This window comes from Frondihabitans cladoniiphilus (assembly GCF_039544345.1).
In the GTDB taxonomy this organism is placed as follows: domain Bacteria; phylum Actinomycetota; class Actinomycetes; order Actinomycetales; family Microbacteriaceae; genus Frondihabitans; species Frondihabitans cladoniiphilus.
The window spans coordinates 490,767-507,074 of sequence record NZ_BAABLM010000005.1 but is presented as its reverse complement, the minus strand read 5'-3'; the positions used below and the strand labels follow the sequence as shown (position 1 = coordinate 507,074).

The following is a 16,308-nucleotide window of genomic DNA, read 5'->3' as shown; positions in this document are numbered from 1 at the left end:
TTGCCGCTGATGCTGGGCTCCAAGGCCGAGTAGTCGTACGGAAGTTCGGGAAGGGTGTATTCAGCCACGTTTCCACTTTCTCTCAGGTGTTTCCCTCAGCCTAGGATCTCAAGTGCACTTGAGGTCAAGCTTCCACTCAGGTTCAGAGCCGATTGAGCAACAGATGACGAAGAAAACCGACAGATGACGAAGAAACGCAGGAGATGACGAAGAAAGCCACGGAGGGTCTCAGCATCGGCGAGGTCGCGAAGCGCTCCGGGGTGTCGGTGCCGACGATCCGCTTCTACGAGTCGAAGGGCCTGATCGGCGAGGCCTCGCGGACGGTGGGCGGCTCTCGGACCTTCCCCCGGCACGTCCTCCGCCGGGTCTCGATGATCCGCCTGGGCGTGCAGTTCGGCATCCCGCTCGCCGAGATCAAGGACATCTTCGAGTCGCTGCCCACCGACCGACCCCCGACCCGCGCCGACTGGCAGCGCATCTCGACGGCCTGGAACGCCGAGGTCGACGAGCGCATCGCGACCCTGACCCGGATGCGCGACAAGCTGAGCGACTGCATCGGGTGCGGGTGCCTGTCGCTCGGCACCTGCTCGCTGCTCAACCCCGGGGACGCCCTGGCGGTCGAGGGCCCCGGGCCGCAACGCGTGCTGACGGCGGAGTGAGGCTCGCGCATCCCGCGCTCTGGCCCTAGATTCGAGGGCATGTCAGAACAAACACCGGCCGGCACGTCCGCCGTCGACCACCCGGCCGACCAGCTCCCCGGCGAGAACCTCGACGAGATCAACTTCCGCACCCGCAAGTGGGTGCGCCCCGAAGACCTGAACGCCAACGGGTCGCTGTTCGGAGGAAGCCTGCTGCGCTGGATCGACGAGGAGGCGGCGATCTACGCGATCCTGCAGCTCGGCAACGGCTTCGTCGTCACGAAGTACATCTCGGAGATCAACTTCGTCTCGAGCGCGAAGCAGGGCGACCTGATCGAGATGGGCCTCCGCGCGACGCACTTCGGCCGGACCTCGCTGACCATGCGCGCCGAGGTGCGCAACATGGTCACGCGCCACAGCATCCTCACGATCGACAAGATCGTGTTCGTCAACATGGACCCGTCGGGCACGCCGAAGCCGCACGGCTACACCGACATCACCTACGACCGCGACCGGATCCCCGACTCGATGAGCTGACAGAGCATGAGCTGACCGGGCGAGAGGCGAACCGACAGCGGGGGATGCCCGAGCCCGACTCGATGAGCTGACAGACGACCTCGCTAGCCTGTCGACGTCCTACCCCGTCTGTACAGAACCACCGAAGAGAGAAGAACCTGATGTCCGTCGTCAAGATCAACGCCATCCACGTCCCCGCCGGTGCCGGCTCGGAGCTCGAGAAGCGCTTCGCCGCACGCAAGCACTCGGTCGACGGCTCGAAGGGCTTCGAGGGCTTCCAACTGCTGCGTCCGGTCAAGGGCGACGACCGCTACTTCGTCGTGACCACGTGGGACTCGGAGGAGAGCTTCCAGGACTGGGCCGAGAACGGTGCCAAGGCCGCCCACGCCGGTGCCCCCGCGCACACCGCCGAGGGCGCAGGAGCCGCCGGCCACGGTGCCCACGCCGAGGGCGCGCCGAAGCCCGGGGCCCCCAAGCCCGTCGCGACCGGCGCCGACCTGCTCGAGTTCGAGGTCGTCGAGCTCTAGCCGCAATTCCGACCGACCGGTTCAGGGCCTGGCGGTAGGCTCCGCAGATGAGCGCTCGCGAGACATTCCGCCAGGCCCTGACGCACCTGTCCCAGGCGTACGGGCCCGAGGACGACCTGTGCCTGCCGTTCTTGACCGTCCTGCCCGTCCTAGGGGCCGCCGTCTCCACGCTTGGAGACCCTCTCGGGTCCGCCACCGTCTGCGCGAGCGACACCTCCGCTGCCCGGCTCGACGAGATCCAGATCGATCTCGGCGAGGGGCCCTGCTGGGACGCCATGACCTCCGGCAGACCCGTTCTCGAGTCGGATCTGCAGGGCAGCGCCGGCGATCGCTGGCCGATCGCCTCGACGGCACTCCGCGAGACGGGAATCGCCGCCGTCTTCGCCTTCCCGCTCGTCTACGGCCGGCTCTCGCTCGGAGCGATCGACTTTTACGGCGATCGCTCCGCGCGCTTCGACGCCGACGACATCGACGACGCGTCGGCCCTCGCCGGAGTCGCCGCCCGTCAGGTCTTCCACCGAGCGATGGACCGCCTCGACGCTCCCGGCTCCGACGACCTCGCCTTCCCTCGCGAGGCCCATCAGGCCTCCGGCATGATGTCCGTCCAACTCGACATCCCCGTCGACGACGCCCTGCTCATCCTGCGCGGACACGCCTACGCGACGTCCCGCAGCGTCCGCGAGGTGGCCGCCGACGTCGTCTCGCGTCGATTGGACTTCTCCGAATGAGCCTCAATCGCAACATCCACCGTGAGGACGTGACCCCGTGAGTCGAGAAACAGAGCTCCTCGAGACCTTCGTCTCCCTGGCCGACTCCCTCGTCGTCGGTTTCGACACGCTCGATCTCTTGCAGACCCTGGTCGAGCGGTCGACGTCGCTGTTCGACGCGGCCGATGCCGGCATCCTGCTGGCGGGCTCCTCGGGGGAGCTCGAGGTCATCGCCTCCACCAGCGAGCGCAGCCGCCTCATCGGCCTCATGCAGCTCGGAGTCGACGAGGGGCCCTGCGTGGAGTCCTACCGGACCGGCCGCGTGGTGTCCGTGGTCGACGTCGCCGAAATCGCCGACCGGTGGCCGGCGTTCGCGGCCCAGTCGAAAGAATCTGGATACGCCTCCGTGCACGCCATCCCGCTCCGTCTGCGCGACGAGGCGCTCGGTTCGCTGAACCTGTTCCGCGAGACGCCGGGGCGCTTGAACGAGACCGACGCCGTGGCCGCACAGGCCCTGGCCGACGTCGCCACGATCTCCCTCCTCCAAGAGCGGGCCCTCCGAGAGACCGACGTCGCCCGCGATCAGCTCCAGCGCGCGCTCGACAGCCGCATCGTCATCGAGCAGGCCAAGGGAGTCGTCTCGTACCAGAACGGCGTCGACATGGACACGGCGTTCAAGGCGATCCGCGACCACGCCCGTAAAAACCGCGAACGCCTGTCCGACGTGGCGGCGCGGGTCGTCAGTCGCGAGCTGACCCTCTGAGCCGGGGCGTGCATCCCCCGTTCCGATCTGCTTTTCGTCAGCAACGGTCGGCTCTCGGGGCGCTGCGCGGCGCCTGAGCGGGGGATGCACGACCCGGCTATCTCGACGAGACCGTTGCACCATCCGCCGCCCCGCGCCTAGCCTTGTGCGCAAGCGGCCCCAGACCCCGGACGCTGGATCGACGCTCAACCGAGGCCGATCGATCACGGCTCGACCCTCGCGCATCCGTTGCCCCGACTGCGCGCAGGCGGCTCCGATCCCCGGGAGCACCATGCATCCTCGTCACAGCAATCCAGCCACACCGCCGGGAGGCCCCTTCGATCCCGAAGCGGCCCCGAGCCTCGACCTCGACGACTACGACGCCCACCCGAAGCCCACGCCGCTGGGTGAGGGCTGGCCCGGCGACGAGCTGTACGGCACCATGGAGTGATGGCCTCCATCACCTCCGTCTGCCGCGTCTCGAAGCTCCTGTCCGACTCGGGCAGCATGGGTGTCACCGCGATCGACAAGCAGCCCCTCGAAGACGCCGTGCTGGTCAAGAAGCTCGGCGTCTACGGCGACGTGCAGGTCGACCGGCAGCACCACGGCGGCGCCGACAAGGCCGTCTACGCGTTCGCCGACGAAGACGCGGCGCACTGGTCGGACCTGCTCGGGCGCGAGATCCCCGCCGGGCTGTTCGGCGAGAACCTCCGCACGTCGGGTCTCGACGTGACCGGAGCCGTGCTCGGCGAACGCTGGCACGTCGGCGAGAAGCTCGTGCTCGAGGTCACGATGCCGCGCACGCCCTGCGCCACCTTCGCGCGCCGCATGGACGAGCCGCGGTGGGTCAAGCGCTTCACCGACGAGGGTCGACCGGGCGCCTATCTGCGCGTGGTCCGGGCCGGGCCCGTTTCGGCCGGCGACTCCGTCGTCGTCACCGACCGACCGGAGCACGGGGTGACGATCGGCGAGATGTTCGGCGGGCTGTCGCCGGAGCGGGCCGAGCTGCTGCTGGCGCTCGCGTCGACGGCGGCCGGGGCGTTCCTCACCGAGCCGGTGCTCGGCCAGGCGGCGAAGGTGGCTCGGGTCTCGGCGTAGGACGCTCGGGTCTCGGCGTAGGCACTTGCGCCGGGCCTACGCGCTCTGGCGGCTACGCCGTCGCGAGTTCCAGCCCGAGCGCCGTCGCGACACCCGCATTGGTGACCTTGCCGGCCGTCACGTTCAGCCCCTTGGCGAGCGCGGCGTCGTCGGCCGTCGCCGCCTTCCAGCCCTTGTCGGCCAGCGCGACGACGTAGGGCAGCGTGGCGTTGGTGAGCGCCCGGGTCGAGGTCTCGGGCACGGCGCCCGGCATATTCGCGACGCAGTAGTACACCGCGTCGTGCACGCCGAAGGTGGGTTCGTCGTGCGTCGTGGCGTGCGACCCCTCGAAGCAGCCGCCCTGGTCGATCGCGATGTCGACGAGCACGGCGCCCGGCTTCATTGAGGCGACCATCTCGTCGGTCACGAGCTTCGGGGCGGCGGCGCCCGGGATCAGCACGGACCCGATGACGAGGTCGGCGTCGCGCAGTTGCTCGGCGATGGCGAACGGGGTCGAGTGGCGGGTCTGGATCCGGCCGCCGAACTGCACCTCGAGGGCCCGCAGACGCGGCAGGGAGACGTCGATGACGGTGACGTCGGCGCCCATACCGAGGGCGTTGGCCGCGGCATGCTCGCCCGCGACTCCGCCGCCGATCACGACGACTTTGGCCTTCGGCGTGCCGGGGACGCCACCGAGCAGCGACCCGCGACCGCCGTTGGAGCGCATCAGGTGATACGAGCCGACCGTGATCGAGAGGCGGCCGGCGACCTCGCTCATGGGCGAGAGCAGCGGCAGGCTCCGGTCGGCGAGCTGCACGGTCTCGTACGCGATCGCAGTGGTGCCCGACTCGACCAGAGCGCTCGTCAGGGCCCGGTCGGCGGCGAGGTGCAGGTAGGTGAACACGGTCTGGTCGGCGCGGAGGAAGCCGTACTCGGCCTCGATCGGCTCCTTCACCTTGAGCAGCAGCTCGGCCGTCGCCCAGACCTCGTCGGCGGTGCCGAGGATCGTCGCGCCCGCCGCCTCGTAGTCGGCGTCGAGGATCCGCGACCCGACGCCCGCCCCAGACTGCACGAACACTTCGTGGCCTCGCAGGGCCAGAGTGTGCACACCGGCGGCGCTAATCGCAACCCGGTTCTCGTTGTTCTTGATCTCGGTGGGAATGCCTACACGCATGTCGGTCTCCGGACTCTGGGCGACCCCCGCGGCCGCGATGACACCAGCCTGGCCGCCATTCGTTTCGAGTAGGTTTCTCCCGAAGAAGATTTTTCCATCCGTGCGAAATGGATGGAAATTGCGCACCTGGGAGGCACGGATGACCGATTCGACGACGATTCTTCACGAGGGCGGGCCCCTCGACGACATCGATCGGAGCATCCTCGCCGTCTTGAAGTCCGACGGTCGCATCTCGAACGCCGCCCTGGCCGACGCCGTGGGGATCGCCCCCTCGACGGCCCACGTGCGACTCAAGTCGCTGCAGGAGCGGCGGGTGGTCACGGGCTTCCTGACCAGCATCGACCAGCGAGCGCTCGGACTGCCGCTCCAGGCGATCGTGGGCGTGACGCTCCGGCCGGGGGCGCGGCAGGAGAGCATCACCCGGTTCTCGGAGGAGGTGCGAGGCCTGCCCCAGGTGCTGCAGGTCTTCTTCCTCGGCGGAGCGGACGACTTCATCGTGCACATCGCGGTCGCCGACTCGTCGGCCGTGCGCGAGTTCGTCGTCGAGCACCTCTCGGCGCAGCCCAGCGTGGCGTCCACCCGCACCAGCCTGGTGTTCGACTACCACCGCAACGGGGTCGCCGCGTCGTTCCAGTAGCGGTGCGTGGCGCCGGGGCACCAGCGGTGTGTCGACGGTGCGTCAGCGCTGCATCCGCGCCGCGTCAGCGCCGCGTCAGCGCCGCGTCAGCGCCGCGTCAGCCCGCCTGGGCGGTCGCCGGCTGCTTCGAGCCGTCGTCGGAGAGGAGGTCGCGGATCCGGTCGACCGAGCGCTTCGCCGCCTCCGAGTTCGCCACGAACGCCAGCACGAAGATGACGGCGGCGAATCCCACCATCACGATCCACATCAGGTGCGTGGCCGACGTGAACCCCGCCGCGACGTGGGATGCACCGCTCACGCCCGTCAGAGTGCCCGCCAGCGCGACCCCCAACGAGACGCCCGTCTGGCGGGACGTCGACGCGATGCCGGCCGCCGCGCCCGAACGGGACCGGGGCATGCCCGAGACCGCGGTGTTCGTCAGCGGCGGGTTGATGAGGCCGAGGCCCGCCCCGGTCAGGATGTAGGCGAGGATGAAGAACCATTCGGCGGTGGTGGCGGTCGTGGCGATCAACATCGCCGCCCCGACGCCCAACGCGGCGGCGCCGACGGCGAGGGGACGCCGGGTGCCGCTCGACGACACCAGGCGGCCGGCGATGGGCGCGGCGACCAGTTGCGCGAGCCCGAGCGGCAGGGTGTGCAGGCCCGCGACGAAGGGCGAGTAGCCGCGCACCTCTTGCAGGTACAGGGCCGTGAGGAACAGGAACGCTCCCTGGGCGGCGAACGCGCAGACGGCGGTCACAACGGCGGAAGAGAACGGGATGCTCTTGAAGAACCGGAAGTCGAGGAGCGGATCGTCGCGGGTCGCCTCGTAGCGGTTCAGCGCCGTCAGAGCTGCCGCTCCGACCACGAACAGACCGATCGTCAGAGGAGACGCCCAGCCGAACCGCGGGCCCTCGATCAGCCCCGTGACCACGGAGGCCAGGAGGACGATCACCAGCACCTGACCGACGGGATCGAACTTGCGCGCCCGGCCCGCCTTCGACTCGGGCACGAAGGCGAACGTGAGCACGATGGCCGCGATGCCGATCGGCACGTTGATCCAGAAGATGCTGCGCCAGCCCACGCTGTCGGTGAGCGCGCCGCCGATGAGCGGTCCGAAGCCCGTCGAGATGCCGACGACGGCTCCCCAGACGCCCACCGCCTTCGCGCGCTCCTTCGAATCGGTGAAGGTCGCCGAGATGATCGACAAGGCGACCGGGTTCAGCATCGACCCGCCGATCGCCTGGAGCATGCGGCAGGCCACCAGGATCGGAACGCTCGGAGCCACGCTGCAGGCCAGCGAGCCGATCACGAAGACGACCAGCCCGATCTGGAATACCCGCCGTCGCCCGAACTTGTCCGCCGTCGAGCCCGACAGCATGAGGAAGCTGGCGATGACGAGCGTGTAGCCGTCGATGGTCCACTGCAGGCCGGAGATGGTCGAGTGGAGCTCCTTGCCGATCGACGGCAGGGCCACGTTCACCACCGTGGCGTCCATCGAGGCGATGAAGAGGCTCATGCAGCAGATCGCGAGGATCCCGTACTTGTGCGTGTAGCGGCGAGGGAGATCGGTCACGCGTCCGAGTCAACACCCGCCCCGGGCATCCCCGTCAGTTGTTGCCTTTCGTGCAGGTCTGCTCGGCCGCGGTCTGCCCCGTGACGGTGGGCGGCAGGGTCACGGTGCTCGTGGCGCCCGAACCCGTCGTGGGCGCCGTCGTGGCCGGAGTTGTCGTAGCCGGAGTCGTGGCCGTGCTGCTCGGAGTGGTGGGCGCCGTGGTCGCGGAGGGGGTGGCAGTGCTGCCCGTGGGTGCCTCGGCACCGACCCCTGTGCCGCCGGTCAACTGGATGGGCAGGTCGTTCTGGAGGGCGCTGTTGAGCTGCTGAGCCGCGTAGGCGTTGGGGACGACGCGGTTGGCGTTGACCGGATCGGCGCCGGTCGGGTACTGCAGGAAAACCATGTTCGACAGCCCCACCGTCTTGACCGCCTGGAGGATGCCGAGCAGGGAGGTCGGTGAGGCGAGCGTGTCGCTGGTCACCGAGTTCGACACGGCCGCCTTGGCGATCGCATAGAGCTTGAACGGGTTCGTCAGAGTGTCGGACGACACGAGCTGGCGGGCGAGCGCCGACATGAAGACCTGCTGGTTGCTGATGCGGCCGAGGTCGCTGCCGTCGCCGACGCCGTGGCGGCTGCGGAGGAACGCGAGCGCCTGCGCGCCGACGAGGCTGGTCTCGCCCGCCTTCAGGTTCAGCACGGGGATCACGTTGCGGTCGATGACGGGGGTCGCGAGGCAGACGGTCACGCCGCCGACGGCTGTCGAGATGGCGGCGGTGCCCTCGAAGGTGACCGACGCGGCGTAGGGGATGTTGACGCCCGTCAGCTTCTCGACGGCGAGGACCGCGCACTGCAGACCGAGCTGGTCGTTGCCGCCGCGCTCGAGGGCGGTGTTGATCATGTCCTTCGAGCTGGCGCTCGTCGTGCCGCCGGAAGCGTTCGGGCACGCGGGCATCGGCACCTCGAGGTCACGCGGGATGCTGATGACCGAGATGCTCTTATGGTCGCTCGAGATGTGCAGAAGGATGTTGACGTCGTTGTTGCCGGCGCCCGAGCTGGCGGCGATGTCGCCCTTGTTCGCGTAGACGCCCTGGCCCGAGCGGGTGTCGGTGCCGATGACGAGCATGTTGACCTCGCCCACCGTCTGGCCCGCAGGCGCGGACGGGAGCGGTGTGCTGGTGTGCCCGGGGAGCTGCGCGAGGTGCACCGTCGGCTTCTTCGAGCTCAGAACATCGTGCGCAGCGATGGCGGCCACGGACGTCGTGCTGATCAGGACGACCGCCAGTGCGATGCCCACGATCTTGAAGAAGGCCGCGATCGGGTTCTTGTGCGTGAGACGCCCGTGACGGACCTGTCCGAATCGGGCCCGCCCTCGGGTAGTGCTCTCAGTCATCCGGTCCCTTGCGTGTGATGAACGTCTCCAGGTTCAGAGTCCTGTCGTTCGGAGTCTTCTGGTTCAGAGTAAAGGGTGCGGCCGGGTTCTCCTGCGTTGGGGCGGTGGCGGGGGCGCGGCGCGTCGTGCCTGTGGGGCGGTATGGGGCCGGGCCGGTGTGGGCCGGGCAGGGCCGCCGGGACTGTCCGGTGCTGCGTCGGCAACTCAGGCACGCTGCCGCCCGGCCGCCGCGGCACGCCTTGCGCGGGGACGACCCGTGGCCGGTTGCCTGAGTTGCCGACCCGCGCGACCGCCGCCCCTCGGACGGAACGCTCGGGCCGCCCCAACCCCCACCGCCGCAGTTCGGCCCCCGCCCCGTCGGCAACTCAGGCACGCTGCCACCCGCCCGCCGCGGCAAGCCGAACCCGGACCGGACCCATGGCCGGTTGCCTGAGTTGCCGACCGCGCGACCACCGCCCCTCGGAGGGGACGCCCGAGCCGCTCCCCCACCCCAACCACCGCGCCCCACCGCCGCAGTTCGGCCCCGCCCCGTCGACAACTCAGGCACGCTGCCACCCGCCCGCCGCAGCACGCCTTGCGCGGGGACGACCCGTGGCCGGTTGCCTGAGTTGCCGACCGCGCGACCACCGCCCCTCGGAGGGGACGCCCGAGCCGCTCCCCCACCCCAACCACCGCGCCCAACCGCCGCAGTTCGACCCCCGCCCCGTCGGCAACTCAGGCACGCTGCCGCCCTGCCACCTCGGCAGCCCGAACCCGGATAGGACCCGTGGCCGAGTGCCTGAGTTGCCGACAGCTGTCACCCAAAGGAAAGGAAAGGAAAGGAGGAGGAGGAGGAGGAAGAGGAGGACCGGACGAAAGTCAGGGCGCCGCAGAAGCAGGAGCAGAGGCGGAGCCGAAGGGGACGAGGATCCTCCCGGCGACGCGGGACGCCACCTGGCGGATCTCGGGCACGGCGACGGTCTCCCAGAGTGCGCCCTTGAGTGCCGCCCCGACGGCGAAGAGCCGTCCGTCGGTGCCCGGCAGCGCTCCGTCGGGATCAGCGTCGAACCCCAGCCCGAGCGGATCGGGCCGGACCGCGCCCGAGTCGAGCAGGGCATCCACCAGCGGGCTCCAGCCGCGATCCGCCACGGACCGCGGCCCGGTGCACGTGATCGCGACGTCGAAGTCCGCGTGCTCGACGTCGGCTCGCAGGCTGAGAGTCCCCGCGTCGAAAAGCCCGGACAGCTCCTGCCACACGGCGGCGGCCATCCGGTGACGGTGGACATCCCAGCGGCGGGCGACATGCCCGAGGAACCGCCGCCGTTCGTCGAGCGATAGCCGCATCCAGAGCGCCTGCACCTCCGGACGCACCCCGTCGAGCACTCCCTGCCACGGCGTCCCGTCCCGCTCCGCGTCCCGCAGCCGCTCGTGGAACGCACGCATCATCTGCGGCAGCGAGCGGACGTCGCCGAGACCCCCACCGGCAGGCACCGGAAACGGGGGATGCACGGCCGGCAGCAATAGGTGGCGACTGGTCGCCACGATCCGAAGCGACGGCAGCCGACGTGCGAGCGACGTGGCGATGTCGACCGCCGTCAGCCCCGTGCCGATCAGGAGGACGCGGTCGGATTCGACGATGCCGTCGAGGGCGCCCGGCACCCACGGGTCGACGATGGTCCGGGCGGCGGTCGAGGGCACCTCGACGGGAGGGGGGTTCCCGAGTGCGAGGACGACGTGATCGGCCGTCAGCACGCTCCCGTCAGCGAGCGTGACCACGACGCCCGAAGCGTCACCGCCCGCGTCCGCGCCCCCGACGTAGCCGTCACCGCCCGAAGCGCCGACGTCCGCACCCGCCACCTCGACGACCTCCCCCTGCCGGAACGCCACCCGCGCCGACGGATCCGCGAGCAACCGCTCGAACGACCCGGCCACGTAGTCGCCGAACACCCGCCGCGGGACGAACGCCCCGGGCGTGGCACCCGCGCCGTCCGTGTCGCGCCAGCCCGACTCCTCGAGCCACCGCACGAATCCGCCGTCGTCCGAGGCCGACACGCTCATCGACCGCGCCGGGCTGTTCAGCCGGTGGTGTGCGTCCGCCCGCCCGTACGCGAGCCCCCGGCCGACGCCGGGCTCCGTGCCGACGCCGGGCCCCGTGCCGACGACGGTCACCGACGGCTGCGGAACCCCGAGCGCCGCGGCCTGCTCGTGCAGGGCCCAGGCGACGAAGACCGCGCTCGCTCCCCCGCCGACGACGATCACAGACGGTGGGATGCTCAGCATGCCCGTCACCGTACCCGGCCCACCGTCGGCCGGCGGTCAGGAGCGCTCCGCCCGCAGTCCCGACGGACGACGGCCTCGCCCGCCCGAAACCTCTAGGAGCGCACGGCGAGCTGCGTCGAGCAGGCCTCGGCCGCGACCCACGAGAGCATCGCGCACTTGACCCGCATCATGAACTTGGAGACGCCCTGGAACGCGACGGCGTCGCCGAGGAGGTCCTCGTCGGGCTCGCCGACACCGCGCGACCGCATCATGGCGCGGAAGGCGTCGGTGCGCTCGGCGAGTTCGGCCAGCGTCAGGCCCGGTGCGAGATCGGCCAGCACGGACGCCGACGCCATCGAGATGCTGCAGCCGTCGCCCTGCCAGGCGAGCTCGCGGATCCGGTCCGACCCCGGCTCCAGGATCACTCGCACGGTGATCTCGTCGCCGCAGGTGGGGTTCCGCTCGTAGTGCTCGGCATCCGCCCCCTCGAGCGCTCGATCGCCGGTGCGGGCGCGGGCGTGGTCGAGGATGACCTGCTGGTAGAGGCCGGCCAGTGCATCCCCCATCAGTCGCGCCCCGCGCTCGATGCCGCAGAGTCGACGCCGAAGTAGCCGCGCACCTCGGCCACGCCGGCGAGCAGCCGGTCGACCTCGTCGTCGGTCGTGTAGAGGTAGGTCGAGGCCCGCGTGGTCGCGGCCACCCCGAGCCGGCGGTGCAGCGGTTGGGCGCAATGGTGGCCGACGCGGACGGCGATCCCCTGCGCGTCGAGGTACTGCCCGACGTCGTGCGCGTGGACGCCGGCGACGTCGAAGCTGGCCAGCCCGGCCCGGGGGATGCCCGCCGCGGGCCCGAACACGCGAATGCCCTCGATGGCCTCGAGCCCGACCACGAGCCGCTCGGCGAGGAGTTCCTCGTGGGCTTCGACCCCGGGCATCCCCGCGCGCTCGAGGTACCGGACCGCCTCGGCGAGACCGATCGCCTGCGACACCGGCTGCGTGCCGGCCTCGAAGCGCTGGGGTGCGGGGAGGAACGTGCTCGACTCCATGGTCACGGTCGAGATCATCGACCCGCCGGTGCGGAACGGCGGCAGCGCGTTCAGGAGCTCCTCGCGGCCCCAGAGCACGCCGATGCCCGAGGGCCCGAGCATCTTATGACTGGAGAAGGCGGCGAAGTCGACGCCGAGCGCCGTGAGGTCGAGAGGACGGTGCGGAGCGGACTGGCAGGCGTCGAGCACGACGAGCGCGCCCTGAGCGTGGGCGAGCTCGACGAGGTCGGCGACGGGCGCGACGAGGCCGGTGACGTTCGAGACGTGGGCGAAGGCGAGGATGCGCGTGCGGGCGGTGATCAGCGGCCGCGCGTCGTCGAGACTCCAGACCCCGCGGTCGTCGACGGGCACGTATCGCAGGACGGCCCCTGTCGAAGCCGCGACCTCCTGCCAGGGCACGAGGTTGGCGTGGTGCTCGGCCTCGGTGACGAGGATCTCGTCGCCGGGCTGCAGGGCGAAGCGCCGGGCGTCGGCGCCCCCGCGGCCGAGCGAGGCGTTGAGCACGCCGTACGCGACGAGGTTGAGCCCGTCGGTGGCGTTCGAGGTCCAGACGACCTCTTCCGGCACGGCCGCCCCGATGAAGCGGGCCACGGTCTCGCGGGCGTCTTCGAAGGCCTCGGTCGAGAGGGCGGCGAGCGTGTGGGCGCCTCGATGGACCGCCGAGTTCACCGTCTCAAGGAACGTGCGTTCGGCATCGAGAACCGACCGGGGACGTTGAGCCGTGGCACCCGAGTCGAGATACGCCAGCGGATACCCGTTGACCTGTTGGTCGAGGATCGGGAAGTCGAGGCGCAGAACGGTCGGATCGAGTGCAGCGGAGGTCGTGATCACGACGTCCACGATTCCACATCCACCTGATTTGTCGAGGGGAGCGGCCGTCCTGTGACGCCGCGTTCGCGGCGGGCACAACGTCCGGGGAGCGTGCCCGCACCGTGCTGGCGCGAGCCTCGGGCGGGATTGAGCGCAGTGCTGGCGAGGGGCGCGGGTGAGCCTCGGCTCAGCGGGGCCGCGCCACCCCGGGCACGCCCACGACCACCGAGCCGGGCGGCACGTCGTGCGTCACGACGGCGTTGGCCCCGACCGACGACCCCGGCCCCACGTGGATCGGCCCGAGCACGGCGGCCCCGGCCCCGATCATCACGCCGTCGCCGATCGTCGGGTGGCGGCGTCCGTCGGCTCCGAGGGAGCGCCCGCCGAGCGTGACGCCGTGGTAGATCAGCACGTCGTCGCCCACGACGGCGGTCTCGCCGATCACGACGCCCATGCCGTGGTCGATCACGAGTCGGGAGCCGATCACGGCACCCGGGTGGATCTCGACGCCCGTCGCGCTGCGGACGAGCTGCGACAGGACTCGAGCCACCAGCCTCGCGCCGGGGAACGGTACCTCGCGCCACAGCCGCCCGGTCAGCCGATGCGCCCACACCGCGTGGAGCCCCGAGGAGACGAGCACGACCTCGAGGGAGCCCCGAGCCGCCGGGTCGCGCAGCCGGACGGCGGCGACGTCCTCGCGCAGTCGCGCCAGCGGATGGCTCATGGGTTCTCTCGATCGGTCGGAGGGAGGAGGTCGGGGCGGAGCAGGACGGAGCAGGACGGGACGGAGCGGACGGGACGGGGCCGGACCCGGACGGGACGACTCGGGGCCCGTCGGCACCGCCACCGATTCTAGGCACCGCGACCGCCCTGCCCCGTGCGAGGGCCGCCTGGACTGGGGCTGCCCGGGCCGCACTGAACCGAGAAGGATCGTTCTGGGGAAGCCCGTCCGGGCGCCCGCGACGACGAGAGGGGACACCGTGAGGGCAGGACGCCTGATCGTCTACCTCGTCTGCGTCGTGGCCTCACTCGCTCTGGGCGTCGACGGTGTCCGCCGTCTCCTGCAGGCCGACTACGTCTGGTGGACGCTCGAGTTCGCCGTGGCCGTCGCACTCGGCCTCGTCGCGTACCGCCTGCGCACCTCCCGGCACAAAAGGCGCTGAGCGTCCCTACCGCTCGGGGCGTGCATCCCCCGTTCTCGCCTGTGGTTCTTCCTCTCGAACCGAGACGAGACACGACGAGACGAGACGGCCGACCAGCCGGGCGCACGGCCGCCTGGGCGCACGAAAAGGCGCCCGTCCCTAGGGGAGACGGGCGCCGGCTCGGGGCAGGTGCGGGGTCGTCAGAGAGTGGCGAGCGATGCGACCTGGATGTCGAGGTCGATCACGAGCGAGCGGACGTGGCCGTCGGTCATGGTGCGGAACTCGTACTGGTTCTCGCCGATCTCCTGCGGCTCGCTCCAGGCGAGGAGGAGGCGGTTGCGGTGGTCGAGACCGGTGTGGATGGCGAGCCAGCGGATGATCGCGGCGCGCTCCTCGCGGACGGCCTTGATGTGGCCGGCGCGGCGGCGGGCGAACAGGACGACGATCAGCGTGAAGACGACGCCGAGGCCGACGGCCGAGAGCTTGGCCTGGTGGTCGAGGGGCAGAAGGGCGGCGACCACGATCGTCTGGACGGCGACGAGCAGCAGGGTCGAGTCGAAGATCGAGTAGCGCCGCATGGGCAGTCCGCGACCGTTGCCGCAGAGCAGCTTCTGGGTCGGCATCTCGATCTGGCGCAGCGCCTCGGTCGGCGAAGGATTGACGATGGTCACGATTGGAACAACTCCCCTGGCCCGTCCCTCGGGCACAGGTACATCAAATCGGGCCCTCGTACCCCGGGGGAGGCCCCCATCCGGGGCAACACGCCCCCAGTTTGCGGGGTTTTAGCGGCATGTCCTGAAAATTCTGTCACCCGTGTCCCCCAGCGTGTCCTCCATCTGGCGGGCATCGGGGCGGGCATCGGGGCGGGGCGGTTGGTGGGCCGGTCGGTGGTGTTCGAGCTGGTCGGGGCAGGCCGGTCAGGGGCGTTCGAGCCGGTCTGGGAGTGCCGGTCAGGGCGTACGGGGATCCTCGAATTCGAGCACTTCTGCAGCCGCGGCGTTCTCGAGGGCCGCCCGGATCTCGTCGAGCGGCGCCGCCGGGGGCACGTCGACGGTCCACAGCGCGGCGTATTCCGACTCCTCCACCACGGCCCCGAGTTCGCCGAGCGTCCTCAGGACGGACTCGAGGGCGGCGGCGTCGGCCAGCGAGATGATCCGGAACGTCGCGTGCCCGCCCGTGGCCGTCCGGCGGACGAACACGAGCCGCCCGCCGTCACCCGCACGGGCTTCGACGGTGTCGCCGCGAGAGAGGTCGAGGGCGAACACTGGTGTCCGATCCAGTACGAAGAGCCCCTCGAGCGTGGGATGCACCACCACCGTCTCGACAGGAACCGGAGGCCAGCCGTCCGCCACCTCGAGGGCCACGTCGATCTCGTGGCCGGTGTCCTCGCCCGCTGCCTCGCCCCCTGCTGCGTCGCCCCCTGCTGCCCCGTGCCCTGTTGCCTCGCTCATGCGCCGACCCTAGCCCTGCCAGCTCGGCGCGCTCAGCCGAACGCCTCGGAGAACACGGGCGCGGCCGCCCGATGCCGCTCGAGGAACAGCACGAGGGCCGCGAAGACGCTGCGACGGGCCTCGCCCCCGACGACGTCGTGCCCGCCTCCGCGGATCAGCCGGATCGAGCCGCGAGGCAGTGCCGCCGCCCACGAGGCGAGGTCGGCCACGTCGGTGACCGGGTCGGCGTCGCCGTGAAAGACGAGCGTGGGCAGCAGCAGTCGCGCGGCGGGCACGAGCCGCACCCGCTCCCCCGTGGTCGCCACCTGCAGCCCGCGGGTCGCGAGGCCGGCGAGGACGACCGCGTCGAGCCTCCGCGACCGAGCCGTGCCGAGGCTCGCTGCGAGCGTGGCGCCGGCGTCCGACCCGATCACGAAGCGCGGCCCCTCGGCGGCGGAGTCGTTCAAGACGTCGTCGACGGCGCGCACGATCGCGTCGGGCTCGCGGAGCACGTCCGAGAAGACGTCGACGCGGTAACCGTTGAGGGTCAGATGGCGCGCGAGCTCGGCGTAGTGGTCGGCGTCCTCGTCGCGCCCGGCGAGGACCACGACGACTCCTCGGGGCGGGTTGACTGACACGGTCGTATCCTGCGTCAGCCCTGCGACGAGGTCCAGTACGCGTGACGCCGCATGACGTGGGAT

General features: G+C 70.8%; 19 protein-coding genes. 9 read left to right on the top strand and 10 right to left on the bottom strand.

Annotation, left to right across the window (positions count from 1 at the left end; translation table 11 throughout):
* The first annotated feature begins 203 nt into the window (after positions 1-203).
* The 7 genes from soxR (at position 204) to ABEA39_RS14230 (ending at position 4,228) form a co-directional block, all read left to right on the top strand.
* Complete coding sequence (soxR, locus tag ABEA39_RS14260) at positions 204-659, top strand: redox-sensitive transcriptional activator SoxR (protein ID WP_345376583.1); 456 nt, start codon at positions 204-206, stop codon at positions 657-659.
* A gap of 39 nt (positions 660-698) precedes the next feature.
* Positions 699-1,175, top strand: a complete 477-nt coding sequence (locus ABEA39_RS14255) for an acyl-CoA thioesterase (RefSeq protein WP_345376582.1) — start codon at positions 699-701, stop codon at positions 1,173-1,175.
* 140 nt (positions 1,176-1,315) lie between these two features.
* Complete coding sequence (locus ABEA39_RS14250) at positions 1,316-1,681, top strand: antibiotic biosynthesis monooxygenase family protein (RefSeq protein WP_345376581.1); 366 nt, start codon at positions 1,316-1,318, stop codon at positions 1,679-1,681.
* 47 nt (positions 1,682-1,728) lie between these two features.
* Positions 1,729-2,409, top strand: coding sequence for a GAF and ANTAR domain-containing protein (locus ABEA39_RS14245; RefSeq protein WP_345376580.1), 681 nt, complete (start codon positions 1,729-1,731; stop codon positions 2,407-2,409).
* Positions 2,410-2,446: 37 nt separating this feature from the next.
* Positions 2,447-3,151 carry a GAF and ANTAR domain-containing protein gene (locus ABEA39_RS14240; RefSeq protein ID WP_345376579.1) on the top strand — a complete coding sequence of 235 codons (705 nt, stop codon included), beginning with the start codon at positions 2,447-2,449 and terminating at the stop codon, positions 3,149-3,151.
* A 271-nt stretch (positions 3,152-3,422) separates the two neighbouring features.
* Positions 3,423-3,581, top strand: a complete 159-nt coding sequence (locus ABEA39_RS14235; protein ID WP_345376578.1) for a hypothetical protein — start codon at positions 3,423-3,425, stop codon at positions 3,579-3,581.
* Entirely contained in the window at positions 3,581-4,228 is a 648-nt protein-coding gene (locus tag ABEA39_RS14230) for an MOSC domain-containing protein (protein WP_345376577.1), read from the top strand. The genes ABEA39_RS14235 and ABEA39_RS14230 overlap by 1 nt, the downstream gene beginning before the upstream one ends.
* A gap of 52 nt (positions 4,229-4,280) precedes the next feature.
* On the opposite strand, the gene ald is transcribed toward ABEA39_RS14230, so the two are convergent.
* Complete coding sequence (gene ald, locus ABEA39_RS14225) at positions 4,281-5,381, bottom strand: alanine dehydrogenase (protein ID WP_345376576.1); 1,101 nt, start codon at positions 5,379-5,381, stop codon at positions 4,281-4,283.
* A 139-nt stretch (positions 5,382-5,520) separates the two neighbouring features.
* Here ald and ABEA39_RS14220 point away from each other — a divergent pair, with 139 nt between their 5' ends.
* A complete protein-coding gene (locus ABEA39_RS14220; protein ID WP_345376575.1) occupies positions 5,521-6,018 on the top strand; it encodes an Lrp/AsnC family transcriptional regulator in 498 nt (165 codons plus the stop codon).
* A gap of 97 nt (positions 6,019-6,115) precedes the next feature.
* Here the strand turns inward: ABEA39_RS14220 and ABEA39_RS14215 are convergent, their stop codons facing one another.
* The 6 genes from ABEA39_RS14215 to cysE form a co-directional block, all read right to left on the bottom strand.
* A complete protein-coding gene (locus ABEA39_RS14215) occupies positions 6,116-7,573 on the bottom strand; it encodes an MFS transporter (protein WP_345376574.1) in 1,458 nt (485 codons plus the stop codon).
* Between the two features lie 34 nt (positions 7,574-7,607).
* Positions 7,608-8,942 carry an LCP family protein gene (locus ABEA39_RS14210; protein ID WP_345376572.1) on the bottom strand — a complete coding sequence of 445 codons (1,335 nt, stop codon included), beginning with the start codon at positions 8,940-8,942 and terminating at the stop codon, positions 7,608-7,610.
* 858 nt (positions 8,943-9,800) lie between these two features.
* On the bottom strand, positions 9,801-11,201 hold the full coding sequence (locus ABEA39_RS14205) for an FAD/NAD(P)-binding protein (RefSeq protein ID WP_345376571.1): 1,401 nt from the start codon (positions 11,199-11,201) through the stop codon (positions 9,801-9,803).
* 92 nt (positions 11,202-11,293) lie between these two features.
* Positions 11,294-11,746, bottom strand: a complete 453-nt coding sequence (sufU, locus tag ABEA39_RS14200) for a Fe-S cluster assembly sulfur transfer protein SufU (protein ID WP_345376570.1) — start codon at positions 11,744-11,746, stop codon at positions 11,294-11,296.
* On the bottom strand, positions 11,746-13,056 hold the full coding sequence (locus ABEA39_RS14195; protein WP_345376569.1) for a SufS family cysteine desulfurase: 1,311 nt from the start codon (positions 13,054-13,056) through the stop codon (positions 11,746-11,748). The genes sufU and ABEA39_RS14195 overlap by 1 nt, the downstream gene beginning before the upstream one ends.
* A 166-nt stretch (positions 13,057-13,222) precedes the next feature.
* Positions 13,223-13,759, bottom strand: a complete 537-nt coding sequence (gene cysE, locus ABEA39_RS14190; protein ID WP_345376568.1) for a serine O-acetyltransferase — start codon at positions 13,757-13,759, stop codon at positions 13,223-13,225.
* Between the two features lie 256 nt (positions 13,760-14,015).
* On the opposite strand from cysE, the gene ABEA39_RS14185 reads away from it, so the two are divergent.
* Complete coding sequence (locus tag ABEA39_RS14185) at positions 14,016-14,198, top strand: hypothetical protein (RefSeq protein ID WP_345376567.1); 183 nt, start codon at positions 14,016-14,018, stop codon at positions 14,196-14,198.
* A 179-nt stretch (positions 14,199-14,377) separates the two neighbouring features.
* Here the strand turns inward: ABEA39_RS14185 and ABEA39_RS14180 are convergent, their stop codons facing one another.
* The 3 genes from ABEA39_RS14180 to ABEA39_RS14170 all read right to left on the bottom strand — a co-directional run bounded on the left by ABEA39_RS14180 (position 14,378) and on the right by ABEA39_RS14170 (position 16,245).
* Positions 14,378-14,848, bottom strand: a complete 471-nt coding sequence (locus ABEA39_RS14180; protein WP_345376566.1) for a hypothetical protein — start codon at positions 14,846-14,848, stop codon at positions 14,378-14,380.
* Between the two features lie 279 nt (positions 14,849-15,127).
* Entirely contained in the window at positions 15,128-15,628 is a 501-nt protein-coding gene (locus ABEA39_RS14175) for a DUF4265 domain-containing protein (RefSeq protein WP_345376565.1), read from the bottom strand.
* Positions 15,629-15,660: 32 nt separating this feature from the next.
* Positions 15,661-16,245 (bottom strand): alpha/beta hydrolase, encoded by a 585-nt coding sequence (locus tag ABEA39_RS14170; protein ID WP_345376563.1) that lies wholly within the window; start codon positions 16,243-16,245, stop codon positions 15,661-15,663.
* Positions 16,246-16,308 lie beyond the last annotated feature (63 nt).